Below are 20,444 nucleotides of genomic sequence, written 5' to 3'. Positions count from 1 at the left end.
GGTCGCCGCGGCCCGGTCGGCACGCCGCCGACCGGGCGGATCGGCGCGTCAGGCGACGCGGAAGACCTCGATCGCGTCGTCGACGCTCCAGAACTCGCCGAGCTCGGCGCCGGCGGGCATGCCCGCCCGCAGCAGCCGGGCGCGGTACCGCTCGCCGAGCGGATCCTCGACCAGCTCGATGTGACCGACCACGGCGCCCGAGCCGGTGCTCACGCGCCACAGCCGGGCGTTGACCCGGGTGAGCGTCGGCGGGGTGCGGGTGGCGTGCAGCGTGGACAGGGACATCGGTTCCTCCTGCTCGAGTCTCGGAGCACCCACCGGCCGAGTGCTGTCGCAGACTACGGCCGACCACCGACATCCCCGCCGGGGCGTCAGCGCAGGGTCGTGCCGTGCACCGCGAACTCCTCGATCGCGTCGATCTCCTCCCGCGAGAGGGGGCCGGCGTCCAGCGCGGCGACGTTCTGCTCGAGCTGCGCGACGCTCGACGCGCCGATGACGGCGCTCGTGACGGTGGGCACCCGGAGCACCCAGCTCAGGGCGAGCTGGGCCAGCGACTGGCCGCGCTGCTGCGCGATCGCGTTCAGGCCGCGGGCGCGCGTCAGGTACGCCTCGTCGATCCGGTCGGAGGAGAGGAAGCGCGACGTCGCCGCACGGGACCCCTCCGGCACGGTGCCGTCGAGGTAGCGGTCCGTCAGGAGCCCCTGCGCCAGCGGCGAGAAGACGATGCAGCCGGTGCCGAGCTCGTCGAGCACGGGGAAGAGGCCGTCCTCGGGTCCGCGGTCGAAGAGCGAGTAGCGGGGCTGGTGCAGGAGGAGCGGGACTCCGCTGCCCGCCAGTGCCGCCTGCGCGGCCCGGGTCTGCTCGGGCGAGTAGTTCGAGATGCCGGCGTAGAGCGCCTTGCCCGACTCCACCGCCGAGACGAGAGCGCCCATGGTCTCCTCGATCGGAGTCTCCGGGTCCGGACGGTGCGAGTAGAAGACGTCCACGTAGTCGACGCCGATCCGCTGCAGGCTCTGGTCGAGCGAGGAGAGCAGGTACTTGCGCGAGCCGCCGTCCCCGTACGGGCCGGGCCACATGTCGTATCCGGCCTTGGACGAGATGACGATCTCGTCTCGGTACGGGCGGAGGTCCTCCGCGAGGATGCGGCCGAAGGCCGTCTCGGCGGCGCCGTAGGGCGGTCCGTAGTTGTTCGCGAGGTCGAAGTGGGTGACGCCCAGGTCGAACGCGCGGCGGAGGATCGCGCGCTGCGTGTCGAGGGAGCGGTCGGATCCGAAGTTGTGCCAGAGGCCCAGCGACAGGGCGGGCAGCAGCAGGCCGCTCCGTCCGGTGCGTCGGTAGTCCATGCGGTCGTAGCGGGCGGGGGCGGCGTCGTAGCTCACGCCGCGACTCTATTGCAGGGGGCGGATCCGCGGAATGCAGGGGGCGGTGAGCGTGTTGGACCGACTGACGCCTCCGGCACCCCGGACGCGTCGTCGCGACAGGAAGTGAGTCACACGCAATGCGCACATTCGTACTCGCCGGAGGATGCTTCTGGTGTCTGGACGCCGTCTACCGCGTCCTCGACGGCGTGACCGACGTCGTCTCCGGCTACACCGGCGGCCGCACGACCGAGCCCGACTACGAGGACGTCTGCTCCGGGCGCACCGGCCACGCCGAGGCCGTCGCCGTCACCTTCGACCCCGAGGTCATCCCCGAGCAGGTCGTCCTCGACGTCTTCTTCACCCTGCACGACCCGCGACAGCTGAACCGCCAGGGCAACGACGTCGGCACGCAGTACCGCTCGGCGATGTTCTACTCCTCCGACGAGGAGAAGGAGCTGTTCGAGACCGCGCGCGACCGTGCGTCCGAGTGGTGGGACGGCCCGATCGTCACCGAGATCTCGCCGCTGGGCGTCTACTACCCCGCCGAGGACTACCACCAGGACTTCTTCGCGAAGAACCCGGGCCAGGGCTACTGCATGGCGGTCGCACTGCCCAAGGTGAACAAGATCCGCAAGTCCTACTCGAGGTACATCACCGCGTCGTAACGCTCCTCCACAGGGGACGATCCGCTCGTCCTCTCCCCAGAAGGGCCTGCCTCCACCTCGGAGGCGGGCCCTTCGTCGCGACACTGGCCCTGCGGCGCCCGAGCGGTACCAGCCCCCTCCGCCCGGGCGCCGTGCCCGTCGCAGCCGTGGCGGGGCAGGAGTAGAGAGGACACGACCATGACCGACACGCTGACCGTCATCGGGACCATCGGCACCGAGCCCCGGAGCATCGACACCTCCAGCGGCACCGCGATGACCAGCTTCCGGCTCGCCTCGACGCAGCGGCGCTACGACCGCTCGGAGCAGCGCTGGGTCGACGTCTCGACCAACTGGTACACCGTCACCGCGTTCAACGGCCTGGCCGGCAACGCGCTGTCCTCCCTGTCGCGCGGCGACCGGATCCTCGTCACCGGGCGGCTCGGGGTGAGGGCCTGGGAGGCGGGAGGCAAGGCCGGTACGGATGTGGTCCTCACGGCCGAGGGCATCGGGCACGACCTCGCCTGGGGGACCAGCAGCTTCACGAAGACCGTCGGGCGCGCCTCTGCTCCCGCCCCTGCCGCCGAGCCCGCGTGGAGCGAGGAGGCGCCGCGCGAGGGCGCCGCGGCGGGGGACTGGGGCGCGTCGGGCCATGACCGCGGTGATGCCGCGCCCGAGCCGCCGGTGGCGGCGGGCGTCGGCGGAGGCGCTCCCGGTCTCTCGGTAGGATCCGGGGAGACCCCGTTCTGATCCGGGGGACCGGAGCGAGAGCCGTCCCGGTCGGGAGGAGCCGGGCGTGACACGGAACCGAGCGGCCCGCATCGCGCTCGTGCTCGGCGGTCTCGCCGTCTGCCTCTCCGGCTGCACGTCGCCGTCGGCGCCGGACCCCGTGGTGTCCTCCTCCGCGGCCGAGGCGCCGGCACCGGCACCGGCACCGGCACCGGCGGAGTCCACCGCACCCGTCGCCTTCGTGCCGGGCGGGACGACGGAGCAGAACCTCCCCGTGTTCGAGCAGACCCTTCGCGCGGCGGCCGAGCCCGATCCGGAGGTGAGCGGCTCCAGCGTGGTCGACGCGCTCGTCGCGGCGGGGTTCTCCCGCGAGTCGATGCAGCTGACAGCGGACGAGACCTCGGTCGGACTCGACGCGGACTCGGTGCAGGTCTCCGTCAAGCTCGGGGAGTCGTGCCTCATCGGCCAGTACGGCCCGAAGAGCGGCGGGGTGCGGGCGGTGATCGCGGCACCGATCGCGACCGGCGCCTGCCTGGTCGGCCGGACCGTCCCGATCCAGGGCTGACGCGCTCGCTTCGACCGGCAACCGCTCCGCCATGAGCCCCGGTCGGGGTCGGAAAGGACGAAAGGATCCTCGACAAGGCCCCTCGCCCGTCGAGTCCGAGAGAGCCCGGTGTTCGCCCGTCGCTCCTGCAGGACCACTCCGACCGGTGCGGATCCGAGCGTGAGCACCGCCTCGTGCGAGCGGACCGGTCGACGATCCCGGTGGTCGGCGGCGCCCTCCCCTCCCCGGGACGCCGCTCCGCACGGTTAGGCTGCCCTGACCGACACGTGAGCCCCAGCGCGGGCACCGCGACGGACGTGCCGACAGGAGTGCTCGGCACGAGGACCACGACGAGGGGGAACTCGCCATGACCACATCCCGACCGCAGACGACGACGCGAGCGAGGTGGAGGCGCGCCGCCATCGCGGTCGCGAGCACGGCAGCCGTCGTCCTCGGAGTGACGACAGGAGCCGGAGCGGCTGCCGCAGCGGAGACGCGTTTGCAGACGAAGCCCTACCCCTACAGCTGGTCGACCACCGAGACGTTCTCGGCCGCTCAGACCGCTCCCGTCGCGGGAGATGTCACCGGGCTCGACGTCACGCTGTCCGACTCCGCCCGGCCGACGGGGAGGTACCCGGCGTTCACGACGTACAACTGGGTGATCGGCGACTACGCCCTCACAGGGTCGGTGGAACTCGACCCCGGGGATCGCACCTTCCTCATCGACCTGAAGCGGCCCCTCTCCTCGTTCGGCGGTGGGACTGTCGCCCTCCAGATCACGGCGCAGAAGCCGCCGCTGGAGGAGAAAGAGACTCCGATCGGCCAGCCGGTCGACAGCGGCTTCGAGCTGACCACGTCGGCCACCCTCTCCGTCGCCGGAGCCTCCGGCGCCGGCGGTGTCGGCGGGGTCGACCTCAGCAGCAGCGCACAGACGCTCCAGCGGAGCGCCGCGTACTTCGCGTACGAGAAGGTCGACACGGCTCTGGACGTCAAGGGTGGCGACACCGTCGTCCTCGAGTCCAACCGGGACGACTTCTACGACCTCCAGGGGCTCGCCGCCTATGTCGGTCCCAGCAGGACCGAGCGGATCCCCGCCCAGGTGAGTACGAACAGCAGACGGTCCGCGGTCACCGTGACGATCCCCTCGAGCGCCTACGACGCCTACAAGGACCGCGCCAGCAGCCTGGTCCAGGTCACCGGCGTCAGCAACGGCAGGGTGGACCAGCCCCGCGGAGCGACCATCACGTCGGACGCCGCGGTCCGCGTGACGGGAAGCGGAGCCACCACCCCGCCGGTCACGCCGACCCCGACGGCCACCGCTACCACCCCGCCGGTCACGCCGAGCCCGACCACTCCTCCGGTCACGCCCGTGCCGACCAGTACGCCGACGGCCCCGCCTGCCGGCTCGCCGGTCGTCTCGCGCATCTCGGGCACCGACCGTCAGGGCACCGCGGTCGAGGTGTCCAAGCGCACCTTCCCGGCGAACGTCCCCGTCGTCTACGTCGCCACCGGGCAGAACTTCCCGGACGCGCTCAGCGCCGGACCCGCCGCGGCCAAGGCGAGCGGGCCGCTGCTCCTGGTCGACCGCGACTCGATGAGCCAGGTCGTCCGCACCGAGCTGACGCGTCTCAAGCCCGCGAAGATCGTCGTCGTGGGCTCCGAGCTCAGCGTCGGCAGCCAGGTCTACAGCGACCTGACCGCGTATGCGCCGAAGGGGAAGACCACACGCATCGGCGGAGTCGACCGCTACGACACCTCGAAGCTGATCCTCCAGGACGCCTTCAGGGGCGGCTCCTCGATGGCCTGGCTGGCCACGGGCGAGAAGTTCCCCGACGCCCTGAGCGCCAGCGCCGCAGCCGGCGCGAATCGCGCTCCGGTGGTGCTGACCAACGGAACCGGCTCCACGGTGGACCCCCTCACCCAGCAGATCATCAGCGGCCTCAAGGTCAGTAGCTTGACGATCGCGGGCTCCTCGCTCTCGGTCAGCGCCGGCATCGAGCGCTCGATCACGGGCCCGGTGATCACCCGCATCGGCGGGACCGACCGGTACGACACCTCGGAGAAGCTGAACAAGGCGGCCTTCACCTCGGCGACGACCGTCTACCTCGCGACCGGTGAGAAGTTCCCCGACGCCCTGGCCGGAGCCACGGCGGCGGGCTACACCGGGAGCCCGCTCTTCGCGGTCCAGCCCACCTGCGTGCCCCGGGCGGTCCTCGCCGACATCACCGCGTCCAAGGCGACGCAGGTGATCCTGCTCGGCAGCACGGACACGCTGTCCGAGGCGGTGGAGCGCCTGACGCCCTGCAGCTGATCCGCACCGTCGTCCGCTGACGCGATCCGCCCTCCCCACCGGCCCGGCCGGAGCGGAGGGCGGTCCGCGTTCAGGCGCTCCCTCCGACGCGGACCGGCGAGTTCCCGTTATCCTCGACTGGTGCGGACGGTCCCGCGGCCTGCGCTCCGCGTCGGCCGGGGCCCGGCGTCCCGCCCCGGTCCGAGCCTCCGTCAGCGCCTCCGCGCGGAGCAGGGGACCGGCGGGCGACCCGACTCCGCGCAGACCGACGGACTTGAGGACTGGGCATGGCTGAATACATCTACTCGATGGTGCGCGCGCGGAAGGCGGTCGGCGACAAGCTGATCCTGGACGACGTCACCATGTCGTTCCTGCCGGGAGCGAAGATCGGCGTGGTCGGGCCCAACGGCGCCGGCAAGTCGACGATCCTGAAGATCATGGCGGGGCTGGACACGCCGAGCAACGGCGAGGCGCGGCTCAGCCCGGGCTACACCGTCGGCATCCTGATGCAGGAGCCCGAGCTCGACGAGACCAAGACGGTACTCGAGAACGTCCAGGAGGGCGTGGGCGAGATCAAGGGCAAGATCGACCGCTTCAACGAGATCTCCCTCGCGATGGCCGACCCGGACGCCGACTTCGACAGTCTCCTCGCCGAGATGGGGACCCTGCAGGAGGCGATCGACGCCGCCGACGCCTGGGACCTGGACTCGCAGCTGGAGCAGGCGATGGACGCGCTGCGCACCCCGCCGGGGGACTCCCTCGTCACCAACCTCTCGGGTGGCGAGAAGCGCCGCGTGGCGCTCACCAAGCTCCTCCTGCAGAAGCCCGACCTGCTGCTGCTCGACGAGCCCACCAACCACCTCGACGCCGAGAGCGTGCTCTGGCTCGAGCAGTTCCTCTCGAAGTACCCCGGCGCCGTGCTCGCCGTCACCCACGACCGGTACTTCCTCGACAACGTCGCGGAGTGGATCGCCGAGGTCGACCGCGGCCACCTCTACCCCTACGAGGGCAACTACTCGACGTACCTCGAGAAGAAGAGCGCCCGCCTGGAGGTCCAGGGCAAGAAGGACGCCAAGCTCGCCAAGCGGCTCACCACCGAGCTCGACTGGGTGCGCAGCAACGCCAAGGGCCGTCAGGCCAAGTCGAAGGCGCGCCTGGCGCGCTACGAGGAGATGGCGGCCGAGGCCGAGAAGACGCGCGTGCTCGACTTCGAGGAGATCGTCATCCCGGTGGGCCCACGTCTCGGCTCCCAGGTCATCGACGCGAAGAAGCTGCACAAGCAGTTCGGCGAGCGCGTCCTCATCGACGACCTCAGCTTCACGCTGCCCCGCAACGGCATCGTCGGCGTCATCGGCCCGAACGGCGTCGGCAAGACCACGCTCTTCAAGACGATCGTCGGCTTCGAGCCGCTCGACTCGGGCGACCTGAAGATCGGCGAGACGGTCGACATCTCCTACGTCGACCAGAGCCGCGGCGGCATCGACCCGCAGAAGAACCTGTGGGAGGTGGTCTCCGACGGGCACGACTACATCACCGTCGGGAAGACCGAGATCCCCTCCCGCGCCTACGTCTCGCAGTTCGGCTTCAAGGGCCCGGACCAGCAGAAGAAGGCCGGCGTCCTCTCCGGCGGCGAGCGGAACCGCCTCAACCTCGCGCTGACGCTCAAGCAGGGCGGCAACCTGCTCCTGCTCGACGAGCCCACCAACGACCTCGACGTCGAGACCCTGGGCAGCCTCGAGAACGCGCTCCTCGAGTTCCCCGGCTGCGCCGTGGTCATCACTCACGACCGGTGGTTCCTCGACCGGATCGCGACCCACATCCTCGCCTACGAGGGCACCGAGGAGGACCCGGCCAACTGGTACTGGTTCGAGGGCAACTTCGAGGCGTACGAGGAGAACAAGATCGAGCGCCTCGGCCCGGACGCGGCGAAGCCGCACCGCTCCGCGTACCGCAAGCTCACCCGCGACTGATGCGCCTGCACGTCGCCATCCCGCTGCGCTGGTCGGACTTCGACGCCTACGCGCACGTGAACAACGCCGAGATGCTGCGCCTGCTCGAGGAGGCGCGCATCCAGGCGTTCTGGAAGCCGGACTCGCCGCAGCCCGGCGGGATGGCGACGGCGGTGCTCGACGCACGGCCGGGCGCCGAGTCGATCAGCCTCATCGCCCGGCAGGAGATCGAGTACCTCGCGCCGATCCCGTACATGCGCGCGCCGATCGACGTGGAGCTGTGGATCGGGCGGATCGGCGGGGCGAGCCTCGAGGTCTGCTACGAGCTCTACTCGCCCGCCGGCGTCGTCCCGCGGGTGCTCTTCACGAAGGCGGCCACCACTCTGGTGCTGGTCACGGCCGCGACGGGCAGGCCCCAGCGCATCCCGGAGGAGCTCCGCGAGGCGTGGGGCCCCTACGTCGAGGAGCCCATCACCTTCTCGAAGCGGGGCTGAGCTCAGCCCAGGGGGACGCGGACCATGCCCTCCTGGGCGACGCTCGCCACGAGCACGCCCTCCTGCGTGTAGATGCGCCCGAGCGAGAGCCCGCGTCCGCCGGACGCGCTCGGCGCCTCCTGCACGTAGAGGAGCCACTGGTCCACGCGCGCGGGGCGGTGCCACCACATCGCGTGGTCGAGGCTCGCGATCCGCAGGCCCGGCGACGTCCACGCCGCACCGTGCCGGCGGAGCGTGGATTCGAGGATCGTGTAGTCGCTCGCGTAGGCGAGGGCGGCGCGGTGCAGCATCGGATCGTCCGGCAGCGGTCCGAGCGAGCGCATCCACACGCTCTGGTGCGCGACCCGCTCGGGGTCGGCCCGGAGGTACACCGGCTGCTCGACGTGCCGCACGTCGAAGGGGCGCTGCGTGGCCCAGAAGCTGCCGACCGGGTGGTCGACCCCCGCGAGGATCTCAGCGGTGCTCGGCAGCGACTCCGGGTCGGGGATCCCCTCCGGCATCGGCGCCTGGTGATCGAGGCCCTCGTCCTCGGTCTGGAACGAGGCGATCATCGACAGGATGGGGCGTCCGTTCTGGTAGGCCTGCGTCCGACGGGTGCAGAAGGAGCGGCCGTCGTGGATCCGGTCGACCGAGAACGTGATCGGCAGGGAGACGTCCCCGGGGCGGAGGAAGTACCCGTGCATCGAGTGCACGGAGCGCCCCTCGACGGTGCGACCGGCCGCGATGAGCGACTGCGCGAGGACCTGGCCGCCGAAGACCCGCCCCTCGGGCATCCACTGCGAGGGACCCGTCGAGATGTCCTCGCTGGTGCGGGCGCCGGTGTCCGTCAGGTCGAGCGCGGTGAGGAACGAGGACAGGGGATCGGGCACGGTACCTCCGGGGTGTCGGGCGGTGGGGCGAGCGGCCTCGGGTAAGTTTATCGACGCGATGAGTTCGTCCTTCTCCCTGGCGGATCCGCCCAGCCTGTCGGATCTGCGCGTCTTCCTCGGCCGTTCGGCCCGGGTCGAGGACGGTGCGGTCCGGCTCCTCGCCGACGACCACGTGCTGGCCGCCTACACCGCGATCCTCCAGCCCCGCGGTCTGCTCGACCGCTCCGCGACCGTGCTGGGCCTGCGCGTCTTCGCGCTCGACGAGCCCGCCGGTTTCGACCGGGTCGTGCCGATCCGTGCGCTGTCGGACCGCCTCGCCCGCCTGCAGTGGGAGCCGGGCGGAGCGGACGGCAAGCCGGTCGTGCTGCCCGACGGCGACGACGCGACGGCGGGACCCTGGGCGGGCGTCTCCCCGCCCCGCGGCGGCTGGACCCGGCGCGAGCCCGTGGACCCGGGCTTCCTGGAGCGCGTCGCGCGCGAGGGGATCGACGAGATCGCGGCGGCCGTCGGCTCCGAGACGGGCGAGCAGATCGTCGGCCGCGTGCGGTCGAGCGTCTGGGGCCGCCCGCTCGACGGCCTCGAGGACGTCCCGGCGGGAGCGGCGTTCGCCCTCTTCGCGCTCGGGTTCCTCGGCGCCGACGACCCGGTCGCCCTGCTCGAGAGCGGCGCCTGGCGCCGCCTCACCTCACGGCGCGGACACGTGCTGGTCCGCACCCCGGGCTGAGCGGCTACTCCTCGAAGGTGTTCACCATCGCGTGGGCGGCGCGCTCCAGGTAGTCCCAGAGCAGGGCGTCGTCGGCCGGAGCGAGCTCGAGATCGTCGACGGCCGTCCGCATGTGCTGGAGCCAGTGGTCGCGGGCCTCGGGGTTGATCCGGAACGGCTGGTGCCGCATCCGCAGGCGCGGGTGGCCGCGCTCCTCGCTGTAGGTGCCCGGGCCGCCCCAGTACTGCTCGAGGAAGCCGGTCAGCCGCTGGATCGCGCCCTCGAGGTCGTGCTCGGGGTACATCGGCCAGAGGACCTCGTCCTCGCGGACGCCCTCGTAGAAGCGGCGGACCAGGCGCTCGAACGTCGGCCGGCCGCCGATGTGCTCCCAGAAGCTGCGCAGCGGAGGCGTGCCGCCGATCTGCAGGCCGCTCACGAGCGCGCTCCCGTCGGGCCGGAGGTGCCGCCGCCGTCCTGGGGCGGCGTCCCGCTCCCGCGCCGCAGCGCGCGGGGGAGTCGCACGGGCTTGCCGTGCTCGGTGCTGATCGTGGGGGAGGGCGTGGTCCGCGGCGGCTTGGCGCCTCCGACGCTCGTCGCCCCCTCGAAGCCCTCGAGGACGACGGTGGCCAGCGAGGGGAGCTTCACGTCGAGCGCGTCGAGCGACTTCTTCAGGCGCAGGCGCAGCTCGCGGGCGACGTCGTCCTTGGCGGTGGTGCGGGTCTTGACCACGACCCGGATGACCAGGGCGTCGTCGGCGATGGACTCCAGGCCCCAGAGCTCGGGCTTGTCGATGATCCGGGCCCGCCAGCGACTGCTCGCCGCCAGCTCGTTCGCTGTCGCGAGGACCGTGGACTGCACCTGCTCGAGGTCCGTCTCGTAGGGCACGGCCAGGTCGACGATGACGCGCGACCAGCCCTGCGACATGTTCCCGACCCGGACGATCTCGCCGTTGCGGACGAACCAGAGGGTGCCGTTGACGTCGCGGATCTGCGTCACCCGGACGCCGACCGACTCGACCACGCCCGTCGCCTGCCCGGTGTCGACGACGTCGCCGACCCCGAGCTGGTCCTCCGCGACCATGAACAGCCCGTTGAGGACGTCCTTGACGATGTTCTGCGCGCCGAAGCCGAGGCCCGCGCCGAGGGCGGCCGTCAGCAGGGCGAAGGAGCCGATGAGGTCCTTGTCGATCGTCGTCACGATCATGACCAGGGCGATGACGACGATCAGGATCGAGCTCAGGTTGTTGAGGATCGACCCGAGCGTGCGCGTGCGCTGCACCACCCGCACGGCCGCGAGCGGCGACGCGGCGATCGACTGGGTGTCCTCGACGCGCTGGCGGCGCTTCACTCCCGACACGATCTGGTCGACGACGCGGCCGATCACGAAGTGGGCGATGACGCGCACCAGCAGCGCGCCCAGCACGATCCCGAGGATCGCGACCACCTTCCAGAAGGGCTCGGACTCGAAGAAGGAGACGGTGGCGGCGACAGGGTCCGGGGTGGAGGTCTGAAGAAGCAGCATGACCGCTCCAGGCTACGGGACGCCTCCCTCCGAGACGGGTGCACGAGCCCCGAGCGCGTATAGATTCGAGGCGGGTCCGCTCGGACCCGGACACCGCCCTGGGAAGGACGCCCGATGCTCCACTCCACCCGGACTCCCGCCGAGAAGCGCCGCCTCTTCCGCGAGCGCCTCGCCTCGGGCGAGCTGCTGCAGCTGCCCGGCGCGTTCACTCCGCTCTCCGCGCGCCTCATCGAGGCGAAGGGCTTCGACGGGATCTACGTCTCGGGCGCCGTGCTCTCGGCCGAGCTGGGGCTGCCGGACATCGGGCTCACCACGCTCAGCGAGGTGGCCGGCCGCTCGCAGCAGATCGCGCGCCTGACCGACCTGCCGGTCCTCGTCGACGCGGACACCGGCTTCGGCGAGCCGCTGAACGTCGCGCGCACGGTGCAGATGCTCGAGGACGCCGGAGTCGCGGGGCTGCACATCGAGGACCAGGTGAACCCCAAGCGCTGCGGGCACCTCGACGGCAAGGCGGTCGTCGACGAGGCGACCTCGGTGCGGAGGATCGCGGCGGCCGTCGACGCGCGCCGCGACTCCGATCTGGTGATCATGGCCCGCACCGACATCCGCGCCCTCGACGGCCTGCCGGCCGCGATCAACCGCGCCAAGCGCCTCGTCGACGCCGGAGCCGACGCGGTGTTCCCCGAGGCGATGCGCGACCTGTCCGAGTTCGAGGCCGTGCGCGCCGCGATCGACGTGCCGATCCTCGCCAACATGACCGAGTTCGGCAAGAGCGAGCTGTTCACCGCGCAGCAGCTCGCCGACGTCGGCGTGAACGTCGTGATCCACCCGGTCTCGCTGCTCCGGATCGCGATGGGCGCCGCGATGCGGGCTCTCGACGCGCTCAAGGCGGAGGGCTCGCTCCGCTCGGAGGTCCCGGGCATGCAGACGCGCGCCGAGCTCTACGAGCTCCTCGACTACGCCTCGTACAGCCGCTTCGACGAGGGCGTCTTCGACTTCTCGCTCGCCGACCACTACGGCGCCTGAGCGCGCCGACCCGCATGAACCGGCGGCGCTCCCCGGCGCCGCCGCCCGCCTCTCGCGAAGGAGCGAAGGATGAGCACGACCGATCAGGACATCCGCAAGGGACTCGTGGGGGTCGTCGTCGACACGACGGCCGTCTCGAAGGTCGACCCGGCGTCGAACTCGCTGCTCTACCGCGGCTACCCCGTGCAGGAGCTCGCGGCGGGGACCTCGTTCGAGGACGTGGCCTGGCTGCTCTGGCACGGCGAGCTCCCCACTGCGGAGGAGACGGCCGGGCTGGCCGCCGTGGAGCGGGCCCACCGCGCCCTGGCCCCCGAGGTGCGCACCGTGATCGACCTGCTGCCGCTGTCGGCGCACCCGATGGACGTCGTGCGGACGGCGGTGAGCGTCCTGGGCGCGCTCGAGGAGGATCCGGACGCCGACGCTCCCGAGGCCGTGCTGGAGCGCTCCGTGCGGCTCTGGGCGGCACTGCCGGCGATCGTCGCCTACGCTCAGCGCCGCCTGCGCGGCCTCGAGCCGATCGAGCCGCGCGACGACCTCGACTACTCCGAGAACTTCCTCTGGACGACCTTCGGCGAGGTGCCGGAGCCGGTCGTCGTCGACGCGTTCCGCGTCTCGCTGGTGCTCTACGCCGAGCACTCCTTCAACGCCTCGACCTTCACGGCCCGCGTCGTGACGTCGACGCTGTCGGACGTCCACTCCGCCGTGACCGCCGCCGTGGGAGCGCTCAAGGGACCGCTCCACGGCGGGGCGAACGAGGCCGTGCTGCACGTGCTCGACGAGGTCGGCACCGGACCGGAGGCGGACCGGCGGTCCCGCGAGTGGCTCGCCGAGGCTCTCGGACAGCGCCGGAAGGTCATGGGGTTCGGCCACCGGGTCTACAAGTCGGGCGACTCGCGGGTGCCGACCATGGACGCCGCTCTCCGGCGGCTCGCCGAGCACGAGGGGGCCGGCGAGATGATGGAGCTGTACGACGCCCTGGCCGCGGCGATGGCCGAGCGGACGGGCATCCTGCCGAACCTCGACTACCCGTCCGGCCCCGCCTACCGGCTGATGGGCTTCGACACCGGGATCTTCACTCCGCTGTTCGTCGCCGCGCGGGTGGTGGGCTGGACGGCCCACGTGATCGAGCAGCGGGGCTCGAACGCGCTCATCCGGCCGCTGTCCGCCTATGACGGGCCGGAGCGCCGCTCGGTCCCGCAGCGCTAGGCGCCGGGAACGGGGAGAGCCGCCCGGTCCCGCAGCGCCGAGCGCCGGGGGACCGGGCGGCTCACTGTCAGCCCCGGGTGTCGCGCTCCTGGGCGCGGAGCGCACGCTCCACGCCGGCCAGGTTCTCGATCACGAGTCGGCGCAGCGCCGGGACCTCCGGGTTCGCGTCGAGCCAGGCGCGGGTGGCGTCGACGATCTCCTGCGAGGGCGTGGCGGCCGGGTAGAAGCCGACGACCAGATACTCGGCGATCTTGTAGCTCTTCGACTCCCAGAGGGTGCGGAGGGCGTCGAAGTAGACCGGGACCATCGCGTCGAGCAGGCGCGGGTCGGCGGCGCGCTGGAAGCCCAGGCCCGTCGAGCGGACGATCGTGTTCGGTGCCGAGTCGTCGGCCGTGACGGAGTCCCACGCCGCGCGCTTCGCCTCCGCGGTCGGCAGTGCGGCACGAGCGTGCGCGGCCGACTGCTGGCCGGTCGCCGTGTTGTCCGAGGCGAGCGCCGCGTCGATGTCGTCCGCACCGGCCCGCCCGCCGGCGACGAGAGCGATCAGCAGCTCCCAGCCGAGGTCGGTGTCGATGTCGAGGCCGCCGAGGGCGGTGGAGCCGTCGAGCAGCGCCTGCACGGCCTCGAGGTGCGCCGGGGTGGACGCGATCGCGGCGAAGAACTTCACGAACTGGAACTGCGCGTCGCTGCCCGGCTCGGCGCTCTGCGCGAGCGTCCACAGCTGATCGCCCGCCTCCTCGACGACCTCGGCCCGGTACTCCGGAGCGACGTACTGGGTGGCGGTGGCGACGAGCTGGTTGAGCACCGTCCGCAGGGTCGTGGACTCGGTCTCGGTCGCGACGTTGCCCAGGACGAGGCGGACGAAGTCGCGCGGCGCCGACTCGGCGTCGCGGGTCGAGTCCCAGACCGAGCCCCAGACCAGCGAGCGGGCCAGGGGGCTGTCGATGCTCGCGAGGTGCTCGACGGCCACGGCGAGCGAAGCGTCGTCGAGGCGGACCTTCGCGTAGGCGAGGTCGTCGTCGTTGAGCAGCACGAGCGCCGGACGGGTGCGGCCGATCAGCTCGGGCACCTCGGTGCGCTCCCCGTCGACGTCCAGCTCGAGGCGCTCGACGCGGACGAGGCGCTCGCCCTCGAAGTCGTACAGGCCGATCGCCAGGCGGTGCGGGCGGATCGTCGGGTACTCCTCGACCGCGGTCTGCAGGATCGCGAAGGACGCGATCGCTCCGCTCTCGTCGACCGCGATCTCGGGGCGGAGCGTGTTCACGCCGGCCGTCTCGAGCCACTGCGCCGACCACTCGGTGAGGTCGCGCCCGCTGGTGGCCTCCAGCTCGACCAGCAGGTCGCGCAGTTCCGTGTTCGAGAAGGCGTGCTTGACGAAGTACTCGTGGACGCCGGCCAGGAACTCCTTCTCGCCGACCCACGCGACGAGCTGCTTGAGCACCGAGGCGCCCTTGGCGTAGGTGATGCCGTCGAAGTTGACCTGGACGTCCTCGAGGTCGTTGATGGTCGCGACGATCGGGTGAGTCGAGGGCAGCTGGTCCTGGCGGTAGGCCCAGCTCTTCTCCATCGCGGCGAAGGTGGTCCACGCCTCGGTCCACTCCGTCGCCTCCGCGGTGGCGAGGGTGGAGGCGTACTCGGCGAACGACTCGTTGAGCCAGAGGTCGTTCCACCACTTCATCGTGACCAGGTCGCCGAACCACATGTGGGCGAGCTCGTGAAGGATCGTGACGACCCGGCGCTCCTTGATCGCGTCCGTCACCTTGGAGCGGAACACGTAGGTCTCGGTGAAGGTCACCGCTCCCGCGTTCTCCATCGCGCCCGCGTTGAACTCGGGGACGAACAGCTGGTCGTACTTCGCGAACGGGTACGGGACGCCGAACTTCTCCTCGTAGAAGGCGAAGCCCTGCTTCGTCTTCTCGAACACGTAGTCGGCGTCGAGGAAGGGCGCGAGCGAGGCCCGGGCGAAGACCCCCAGCGGGATGGTGCGGCCGTCGGAGGAGACGAGCGAGTCGGTCTCGACCACGTAGGGTCCGGCGACGAGGGCCGTGATGTAGGAGGAGATGCGCGGGGTGGGCTCGAAGCTCCAGGTCGCGATCCCCTCGCCCGCCGGGACCGGCTCGGGAGTGGGCTGGTTCGACACGACCTGCCACTGCGCGGGCGCGGTGACGGTGAAGCGGAACTCGGCCTTGAGGTCCGGCTGCTCGAACACCGCGAAGACGCGGCGGGAGTCGGGCACCTCGAACTGCGAGTACAGGTACACCTCGCCGTCGACGGGGTCGACGAAGCGGTGCAGGCCCTCGCCCGTGTTGGTGTAGAGCGCGTCGGCGACGACCGTGAGCTCGTTGTTCGCGGCCAGGACGTCGAGGCGGATCCGGACGCCGTCGGCGACGTCGGCGGGGTCGAGCTCCGCGCCGTTGAGGGTGACGGAGTGGACCGTGCCCGTGACGGCGTCGATGAAGCTCGAGGCGCCCTCGGTGGCGGAGAAGCGCACCGTGGTCGTGCTGAGGAAGGTCTCGGCTCCCCGGGTGAGGTCGAGGGCGATGTCGTAGTCGTGGACCTGGATCAGCGAGGCGCGCTCCTGCGCCTCGCTCCGGGTGAGGTTGTCTCCTGGCACGGGGGTGCTCCATCCGTTCGTCTCGGGCGCTGCCGCGGGCGCCGGGGTGCGGGCGCCGCCGATCCACCCTAGAGCTGCCGGGACCCGCCGTGGAGCCCCGTGGCGCCGATCCTGCGGAGCCGCCGGGGAGCGCGGACGCGGCCCCGGCGAGCGGCGTAGCGTGTCCCCATGACCTCTGTGGACTTCTGGTTCGACCCCTCCTGCCCGTGGGCCTGGATGACCTCGCGATTCGTGGACGAGGTGACCCCCGCGCGCGACCTCGACGTGCAGTGGCACATCATGAGCCTCGCCGTCCTCAACGAGGACAAGGACGTGGACGACTCGTACCGCGCCTTCCTCCCGCGCGCGCTGCGATACACCCGCCTGGTCGCCGCCGTCGCCGAGCGCGAGGGCCGCGAGCATGTCAAGCCGCTCTACGACGCGCTCGGCACCCGGATCCACCCGGGGGGGCGCACCGACGTCGACGCGGTGATCGCCGAGTCGCTCGCCGAGCTCGGCCTGCCTGCGGAGCTCGCCGCCCACGCCGACTCGGACGAGCACGACGAGCCGATGCGCGCCTCCCACTTCGACGGGATCGAGCGGGTCGGCCAGGACGTCGGCACCCCGGTCATCGCGATCGGCGACGTCGCCTTCTTCGGCCCCGTCATCTCGCCGATCCCGAGGGGCGAGCAGGCGCTGACCCTCTGGGACGGCATCGTCGCCGCCGCCTCCTTCGACGGCTTCTTCGAGCTCAAGCGCTCGCGGACCCGCGACCCGCAGTTCGACTGAGCCGACCCGCGGTACTCTGGCTCCCGGCCCGGGCACCGCGGGTCCCAGACGGCTCTTCCGGAGGAGTTCTCTCGTGCGCATCCACATCGCCACGGACCACGCAGGGCTGGACTTCAGCCGTCACCTGATCGAGCACCTCGGCGCCGCCGGTCACGACGTGATCGACCACGGCCCCACGTCCTACGACCCGCTGGACGACTACCCGTCCTTCTGCATCAACGCTGCCGCCGCGGTCGTCCGCGATCAGGAGGCGGGGGTCGAGGCTCTCGGCGTCGTCTTCGGCGGCTCGGGCAACGGCGAGCAGATCGCGGCGAACAAGGTCGCGGGCGTGCGCGCGGCCCTCGTGTGGAACCTGAGCACCGCCGTGCTGGCCCGCCAGCACAACGACGCGAACGTCATCTCGATCGGGGCCCGCCAGCACTCCGTCGAGGAGGCCACCGGCTTCATCGACGCGTTCGTCGCCGAGCCCTTCACCTTCGAGGAGCGGCACGTGCGCCGCATCGCGCAGCTCGCCGAGTACGAGGCCACCGGCGACATCGCCGGCCGGGTCGTCGACTCCGCCGCGAAGGAGCGCTGAGTGCCCGAGGGGCACTCCGTCCACCGGATCGCACTGCAGTTCGAGCGCGACGTCGTCGGGCACCGCGTCGCGACCAGCAGCCCCCAGGGCCGCTTCACCGAGGGAGCCGCGCTCCTCGACGGGCGCGAGGTCCTCGAGTCCACGGCCGTCGGCAAGCACCTGCTGCTGCGCTTCGAGGGCGACCTGACGCTGCACGTCCACCTCGGCCTCTACGGTGCGTGGGACTTCCTCGGGCACGTCTCGCCGCTGTTCCCGGACGGCAAGGCCGGCAGCAGCATCGGCGCTCTCCGGCGCCGCCGCGCCGTGCGCCTCTCCGAGACGGAGCACGAGACCGACTCCGACCTCGACGAGTTCCCGCCGCCGCCCGTGGGCGCGGTGCGCGTACGCATCATGACGGAGGAGACGGTCGCCGACCTGCGCGGCCCCACCGCCTGCGAGGTGATGGACCCCGCCCAGGTGGAGGCCCTCCTCGCCCGCCTCGGTCCGGATCCGGCCGACGACGACTCCGACGAGGCGCGCGACCGCTTCGTGAACCGGCTCCGCAGGACGGCGACGCCGGTCGGGCTGGTGCTGATGGACCAGTCCGTGGTCAGTGGCATCGGCAACATCTACCGCGCGGAGCTGCTCTACCGCGCCGGCCTCGACCCGCACACTCCCGGCAAGCAGGTGCCGCTGGAGCTCGCACAGGAGCTGTGGCGGGACTGGGCGGACCTGCTCGAGGACGGCATCCGGACCGGGATGATGATCACGCGCCGCGGCCTGACGAAGACCGAGCGCTCGAAAGCCGTCCGCAGCCGCGCCGAGCGCAACTACGTCTACAAGCGCGAGGGCCTGCCCTGCCGCGTCTGCGGCACGAACGTGCTGCTCGAGGAGATCGGCGCGCGCAAGCTCTACTGGTGCCCGGTGTGCCAGTCGTGAGCGCGGGTGGAGAGCGGTCCGCCCGGTCGCGCACCCGCCGAGCCGTCCGCCCCGCGCTCCGCGAGGCCGCCCGATGACCGGCGGTCTCCTGCTCCGGGGCGCCCGCCTCCTCGGCTCGTCCCGACCCGGTGCCGTGCTCCTGCGCGACGGCCGCGTGGAAGCGGTCGGACCGGACGCCGCCGCCGCCCCGGGCGACGAGGTGCGCGACCTCGACGGGCGCTGGGTGCTCCCCGGCCTCTGGGACGAGCACGTCCACTTCTCCCAGTGGGCGATGACGGCCCCGCGCCTGGACGTCTCGTCAGCCGACTCGGCCCGCGGAACGGCGGACGCGGTCCGACGTCGCCTGGCGGAGGAGCCCGGTACCGGCACGCTGATCGGCTTCGGCTTCCGCGACGGCCTCTGGCCGGAGCCGCCGACGACCGCGCTCCTGGACGAGGTCTCTCCGGAGCGGCCCGTCGTGCTGATCAGCGGCGACCTGCACTGCGCCTGGCTGAACTCCGCCGCGTACCGGCGCTACGCCGTCGCTCCCGAGCCCGAGCTGCTGCGCGAGGACGCCTGCTTCGAGCTCGTCACCGCACTCGGCGCCCTCGGCGACGACGAGCTCGACGCACTCGCCGACGCGGCGGCGCGGCGGGCTGCGGCTCGCGGGGTGGTCGGCGTCGTCGACCTCGAGATGCGCTGGAATGTGGGGGACTGGCCCCGTCGCGTCGCTGGCGGAGCACGCTCCCTCCGCGTCGACACCGGCGTCTACCGCGACCACCTCGACCGCGCCCTCGCGGAGGGACTGCGCACTGGCGACGAACTCGACGGCGGTGACGGCCTGCTGCGGATGGGCCCGCTCAAGGTCCTGATCGACGGCTCCCTCAACACGAGGACCGCCTACTGCGCCCACCCCTACGCCGACCACGACGGCAACGGCGTCCTCACCGTGGAGCCCGCCGAGCTGGACGAGCTGCTCGCCCGCGCGGCCGCCGGGGGCATCCGCTCCACCGTGCACGCGATCGGAGACGCCGCGGCGACGCTGGCTCTGGACGCGCTCGGCCGGGTCGGCGGGGGCCGGATCGAGCACGCTCAGCTGCTCGCGGAGACCGACCTTCCGCGGTTCGCCGCGCTCGGCGTGGAGGCCGGAGTGCAGCCCGCGCACGCGCTCGACGACCGCGAGGTGGCGGAGCGGTACTGGCCGGGACGCACCGGCCGGGCGTTCCCGCTGCGCTCGCTGCTCGACTCCGGCGCCCGCGTGGTGCTCGGCTCGGACGCTCCGGTCGCTCCGCTCGACCCGTGGGTCGCGATCTCGGCCGCGGTCGCGCGGGCGCTGCCGGGCGACGAGCCCTGGCATCCGGAGCAGCGGGTGAGCGTCGAGGAGGCGATCGTCGCCTCGACCCGGGTGCGCCGGCTCACGCCCGCGGCCGGCGATCCCGCCGATCTGGTGGTGGTCGACCGCGATCCGCTCGCCGCCGATGCAGGAGCCCTCCGATCCATGCCGGTCGCCGCGACCCTCCTGGCGGGCCGCTTCACGCACGGCGGCTGACCCGCGCCCGTCGCGACTCCGGCTGCTCCGGATCGCGCGGACGGGCCGGGGAACGACGTTGGCCCGCGGGATCCGAGGATCCGCGGGCCGGTCGAGGCGTGGTGCTCAGCTCTCGCTGACGTGGGCGAAGAGGAACCAGCGGTCCTTCTCGAGGCCGCGGCCGATCTCGATCGCGACGTCCTGGCTGCTCGCGTCGATCTCGGCGAGCTCGGCGATCGCCGTGTTGACGGTCGCGATGGCGACGTCCATCTGGCGGATGATCTCGACGATCGCGTTCTCGGAGCGCTGGAAGCCGGGGGTGAGGGGTTCGGACTGCGTCGCCGAGGCGACGGTCTGGATGCGGGCGTCGACCGGGAGGCCGAGGGCGACGACGCGCTCCGCGGCGAGGTCGGCCCACTCGATGGCGCGGCCGACGATCGCGTCGAGCAGCTCGTGGACGCCGATGAAGTTGGCGCCGCGGACGTGCCAGTGCGCCTGCTTGCCGTTGACGGCGAGCGCGGTCATCTCGACGACGACGGGGCTGAGGAACTGGGCGACTCCGGATGCGACATCCGGGTTCGACGAGGTGAGCGACGTGACGGACGTGGTGGACATCGTCTGGTCCTTTCGAGAGGGGGTGACTGATCGTCAACAGTACGCAGATCCCTCGGCGCCGCAAGGAAGCGCAGGCTCGGCTCAGTCCGGTGAAGGACAGGCTCACCTCTGT

Annotated in this window: 20 protein-coding genes; 13 read left to right on the top strand and 7 right to left on the bottom strand. The window is 72.0% G+C overall.

From position 1 onward, the window contains the following. Positions 1 to 48: 48 nt before the first annotated feature. A complete protein-coding gene (locus tag C5C50_RS07285; protein WP_104223715.1) occupies positions 49 to 285 on the bottom strand; it encodes a hypothetical protein in 237 nt (78 codons plus the stop codon). Between the two features lie 86 nt (positions 286 to 371). Continuing rightward, positions 372 to 1,379, bottom strand: coding sequence for an aldo/keto reductase (locus C5C50_RS07280; protein ID WP_104273185.1), 1,008 nt, complete (start codon positions 1,377 to 1,379; stop codon positions 372 to 374). Positions 1,380 to 1,498: 119 nt separating this feature from the next. Here C5C50_RS07280 and msrA point away from each other — a divergent pair, with 119 nt between their 5' ends. From msrA to C5C50_RS07250, 6 genes are all read left to right on the top strand, one after another. Continuing rightward, the gene (gene msrA / locus C5C50_RS07275) at positions 1,499 to 2,026 is read left to right on the top strand and encodes a peptide-methionine (S)-S-oxide reductase MsrA (RefSeq protein ID WP_104223713.1); all 528 of its coding nucleotides are present in this window, start codon (positions 1,499 to 1,501) and stop codon (positions 2,024 to 2,026) included. Between the two features lie 177 nt (positions 2,027 to 2,203). Further along, positions 2,204 to 2,752, top strand: coding sequence for a single-stranded DNA-binding protein (locus C5C50_RS07270; protein ID WP_104232526.1), 549 nt, complete (start codon positions 2,204 to 2,206; stop codon positions 2,750 to 2,752). A gap of 46 nt (positions 2,753 to 2,798) precedes the next feature. Then, positions 2,799 to 3,296 (top strand): DUF6993 domain-containing protein, encoded by a 498-nt coding sequence (locus tag C5C50_RS07265; protein ID WP_104273184.1) that lies wholly within the window; start codon positions 2,799 to 2,801, stop codon positions 3,294 to 3,296. Positions 3,297 to 3,642: 346 nt separating this feature from the next. Beyond that, complete coding sequence (locus C5C50_RS07260; protein ID WP_104273183.1) at positions 3,643 to 5,586, top strand: cell wall-binding repeat-containing protein; 1,944 nt, start codon at positions 3,643 to 3,645, stop codon at positions 5,584 to 5,586. Between the two features lie 266 nt (positions 5,587 to 5,852). Next, positions 5,853 to 7,535: an energy-dependent translational throttle protein EttA gene (ettA, locus tag C5C50_RS07255; protein ID WP_104223708.1), complete on the top strand. Its 1,683-nt coding sequence runs from the start codon at positions 5,853 to 5,855 to the stop codon at positions 7,533 to 7,535. Next, a complete protein-coding gene (locus C5C50_RS07250) occupies positions 7,535 to 8,008 on the top strand; it encodes a thioesterase family protein (RefSeq protein ID WP_104223707.1) in 474 nt (157 codons plus the stop codon). The genes ettA and C5C50_RS07250 overlap by 1 nt, the downstream gene beginning before the upstream one ends. A 2-nt stretch (positions 8,009 to 8,010) precedes the next feature. On the opposite strand, the gene C5C50_RS07245 is transcribed toward C5C50_RS07250, so the two are convergent. Then, entirely contained in the window at positions 8,011 to 8,877 is an 867-nt protein-coding gene (locus C5C50_RS07245) for an acyl-CoA thioesterase II (protein WP_258062278.1), read from the bottom strand. Between the two features lie 58 nt (positions 8,878 to 8,935). On the opposite strand from C5C50_RS07245, the gene C5C50_RS07240 reads away from it, so the two are divergent. Then, positions 8,936 to 9,601: a hypothetical protein gene (locus C5C50_RS07240; protein ID WP_104223706.1), complete on the top strand. Its 666-nt coding sequence runs from the start codon at positions 8,936 to 8,938 to the stop codon at positions 9,599 to 9,601. A gap of 4 nt (positions 9,602 to 9,605) precedes the next feature. Here C5C50_RS07240 and C5C50_RS07235 read toward each other — a convergent pair whose 3' ends face one another. Both C5C50_RS07235 and C5C50_RS07230 read right to left on the bottom strand, forming a co-directional pair. Then, the gene (locus tag C5C50_RS07235; RefSeq protein ID WP_279630823.1) at positions 9,606 to 10,016 is read right to left on the bottom strand and encodes a globin; all 411 of its coding nucleotides are present in this window, start codon (positions 10,014 to 10,016) and stop codon (positions 9,606 to 9,608) included. Then, complete coding sequence (locus C5C50_RS07230) at positions 10,013 to 11,101, bottom strand: mechanosensitive ion channel family protein (protein ID WP_104223705.1); 1,089 nt, start codon at positions 11,099 to 11,101, stop codon at positions 10,013 to 10,015. The genes C5C50_RS07235 and C5C50_RS07230 overlap by 4 nt, the downstream gene beginning before the upstream one ends. A 114-nt stretch (positions 11,102 to 11,215) precedes the next feature. Between C5C50_RS07230 and prpB the strand changes: the two genes are divergently transcribed. Next, positions 11,216 to 12,127 (top strand): methylisocitrate lyase, encoded by a 912-nt coding sequence (gene prpB / locus C5C50_RS07225; RefSeq protein WP_104273182.1) that lies wholly within the window; start codon positions 11,216 to 11,218, stop codon positions 12,125 to 12,127. A 69-nt stretch (positions 12,128 to 12,196) separates the two neighbouring features. Continuing rightward, a complete protein-coding gene (locus tag C5C50_RS07220) occupies positions 12,197 to 13,333 on the top strand; it encodes a bifunctional 2-methylcitrate synthase/citrate synthase (RefSeq protein ID WP_104267232.1) in 1,137 nt (378 codons plus the stop codon). 67 nt (positions 13,334 to 13,400) lie between these two features. On the opposite strand, the gene pepN is transcribed toward C5C50_RS07220, so the two are convergent. Continuing rightward, positions 13,401 to 15,947, bottom strand: coding sequence for an aminopeptidase N (pepN, locus tag C5C50_RS07215; protein WP_104273181.1), 2,547 nt, complete (start codon positions 15,945 to 15,947; stop codon positions 13,401 to 13,403). 168 nt (positions 15,948 to 16,115) lie between these two features. Here pepN and C5C50_RS07210 point away from each other — a divergent pair, with 168 nt between their 5' ends. From C5C50_RS07210 to C5C50_RS07195, 4 genes are all read left to right on the top strand, one after another. Beyond that, positions 16,116 to 16,715, top strand: coding sequence for a DsbA family protein (locus C5C50_RS07210; protein ID WP_104232533.1), 600 nt, complete (start codon positions 16,116 to 16,118; stop codon positions 16,713 to 16,715). Positions 16,716 to 16,788: 73 nt separating this feature from the next. Then, positions 16,789 to 17,292, top strand: coding sequence for a ribose-5-phosphate isomerase (locus C5C50_RS07205; RefSeq protein WP_104223700.1), 504 nt, complete (start codon positions 16,789 to 16,791; stop codon positions 17,290 to 17,292). After that, on the top strand, positions 17,293 to 18,210 hold the full coding sequence (locus tag C5C50_RS07200) for an Fpg/Nei family DNA glycosylase (protein WP_104273180.1): 918 nt from the start codon (positions 17,293 to 17,295) through the stop codon (positions 18,208 to 18,210). 73 nt (positions 18,211 to 18,283) lie between these two features. Beyond that, the gene (locus C5C50_RS07195) at positions 18,284 to 19,738 is read left to right on the top strand and encodes an amidohydrolase (protein WP_104226732.1); all 1,455 of its coding nucleotides are present in this window, start codon (positions 18,284 to 18,286) and stop codon (positions 19,736 to 19,738) included. Positions 19,739 to 19,843: 105 nt separating this feature from the next. On the opposite strand, the gene C5C50_RS07190 is transcribed toward C5C50_RS07195, so the two are convergent. Next, a complete protein-coding gene (locus C5C50_RS07190) occupies positions 19,844 to 20,332 on the bottom strand; it encodes a Dps family protein (protein WP_104226731.1) in 489 nt (162 codons plus the stop codon). Positions 20,333 to 20,444: the final 112 nt, after the last annotated feature.

The sequence above is a fragment of the Rathayibacter sp. AY1D9 genome, assembly GCF_002932395.1.
Classification (GTDB): Bacteria; Actinomycetota; Actinomycetes; order Actinomycetales; family Microbacteriaceae; genus Rathayibacter.
Note: the sequence above shows the minus strand (reverse complement) of the source record. Positions and strands in the feature narration are given on the sequence as shown.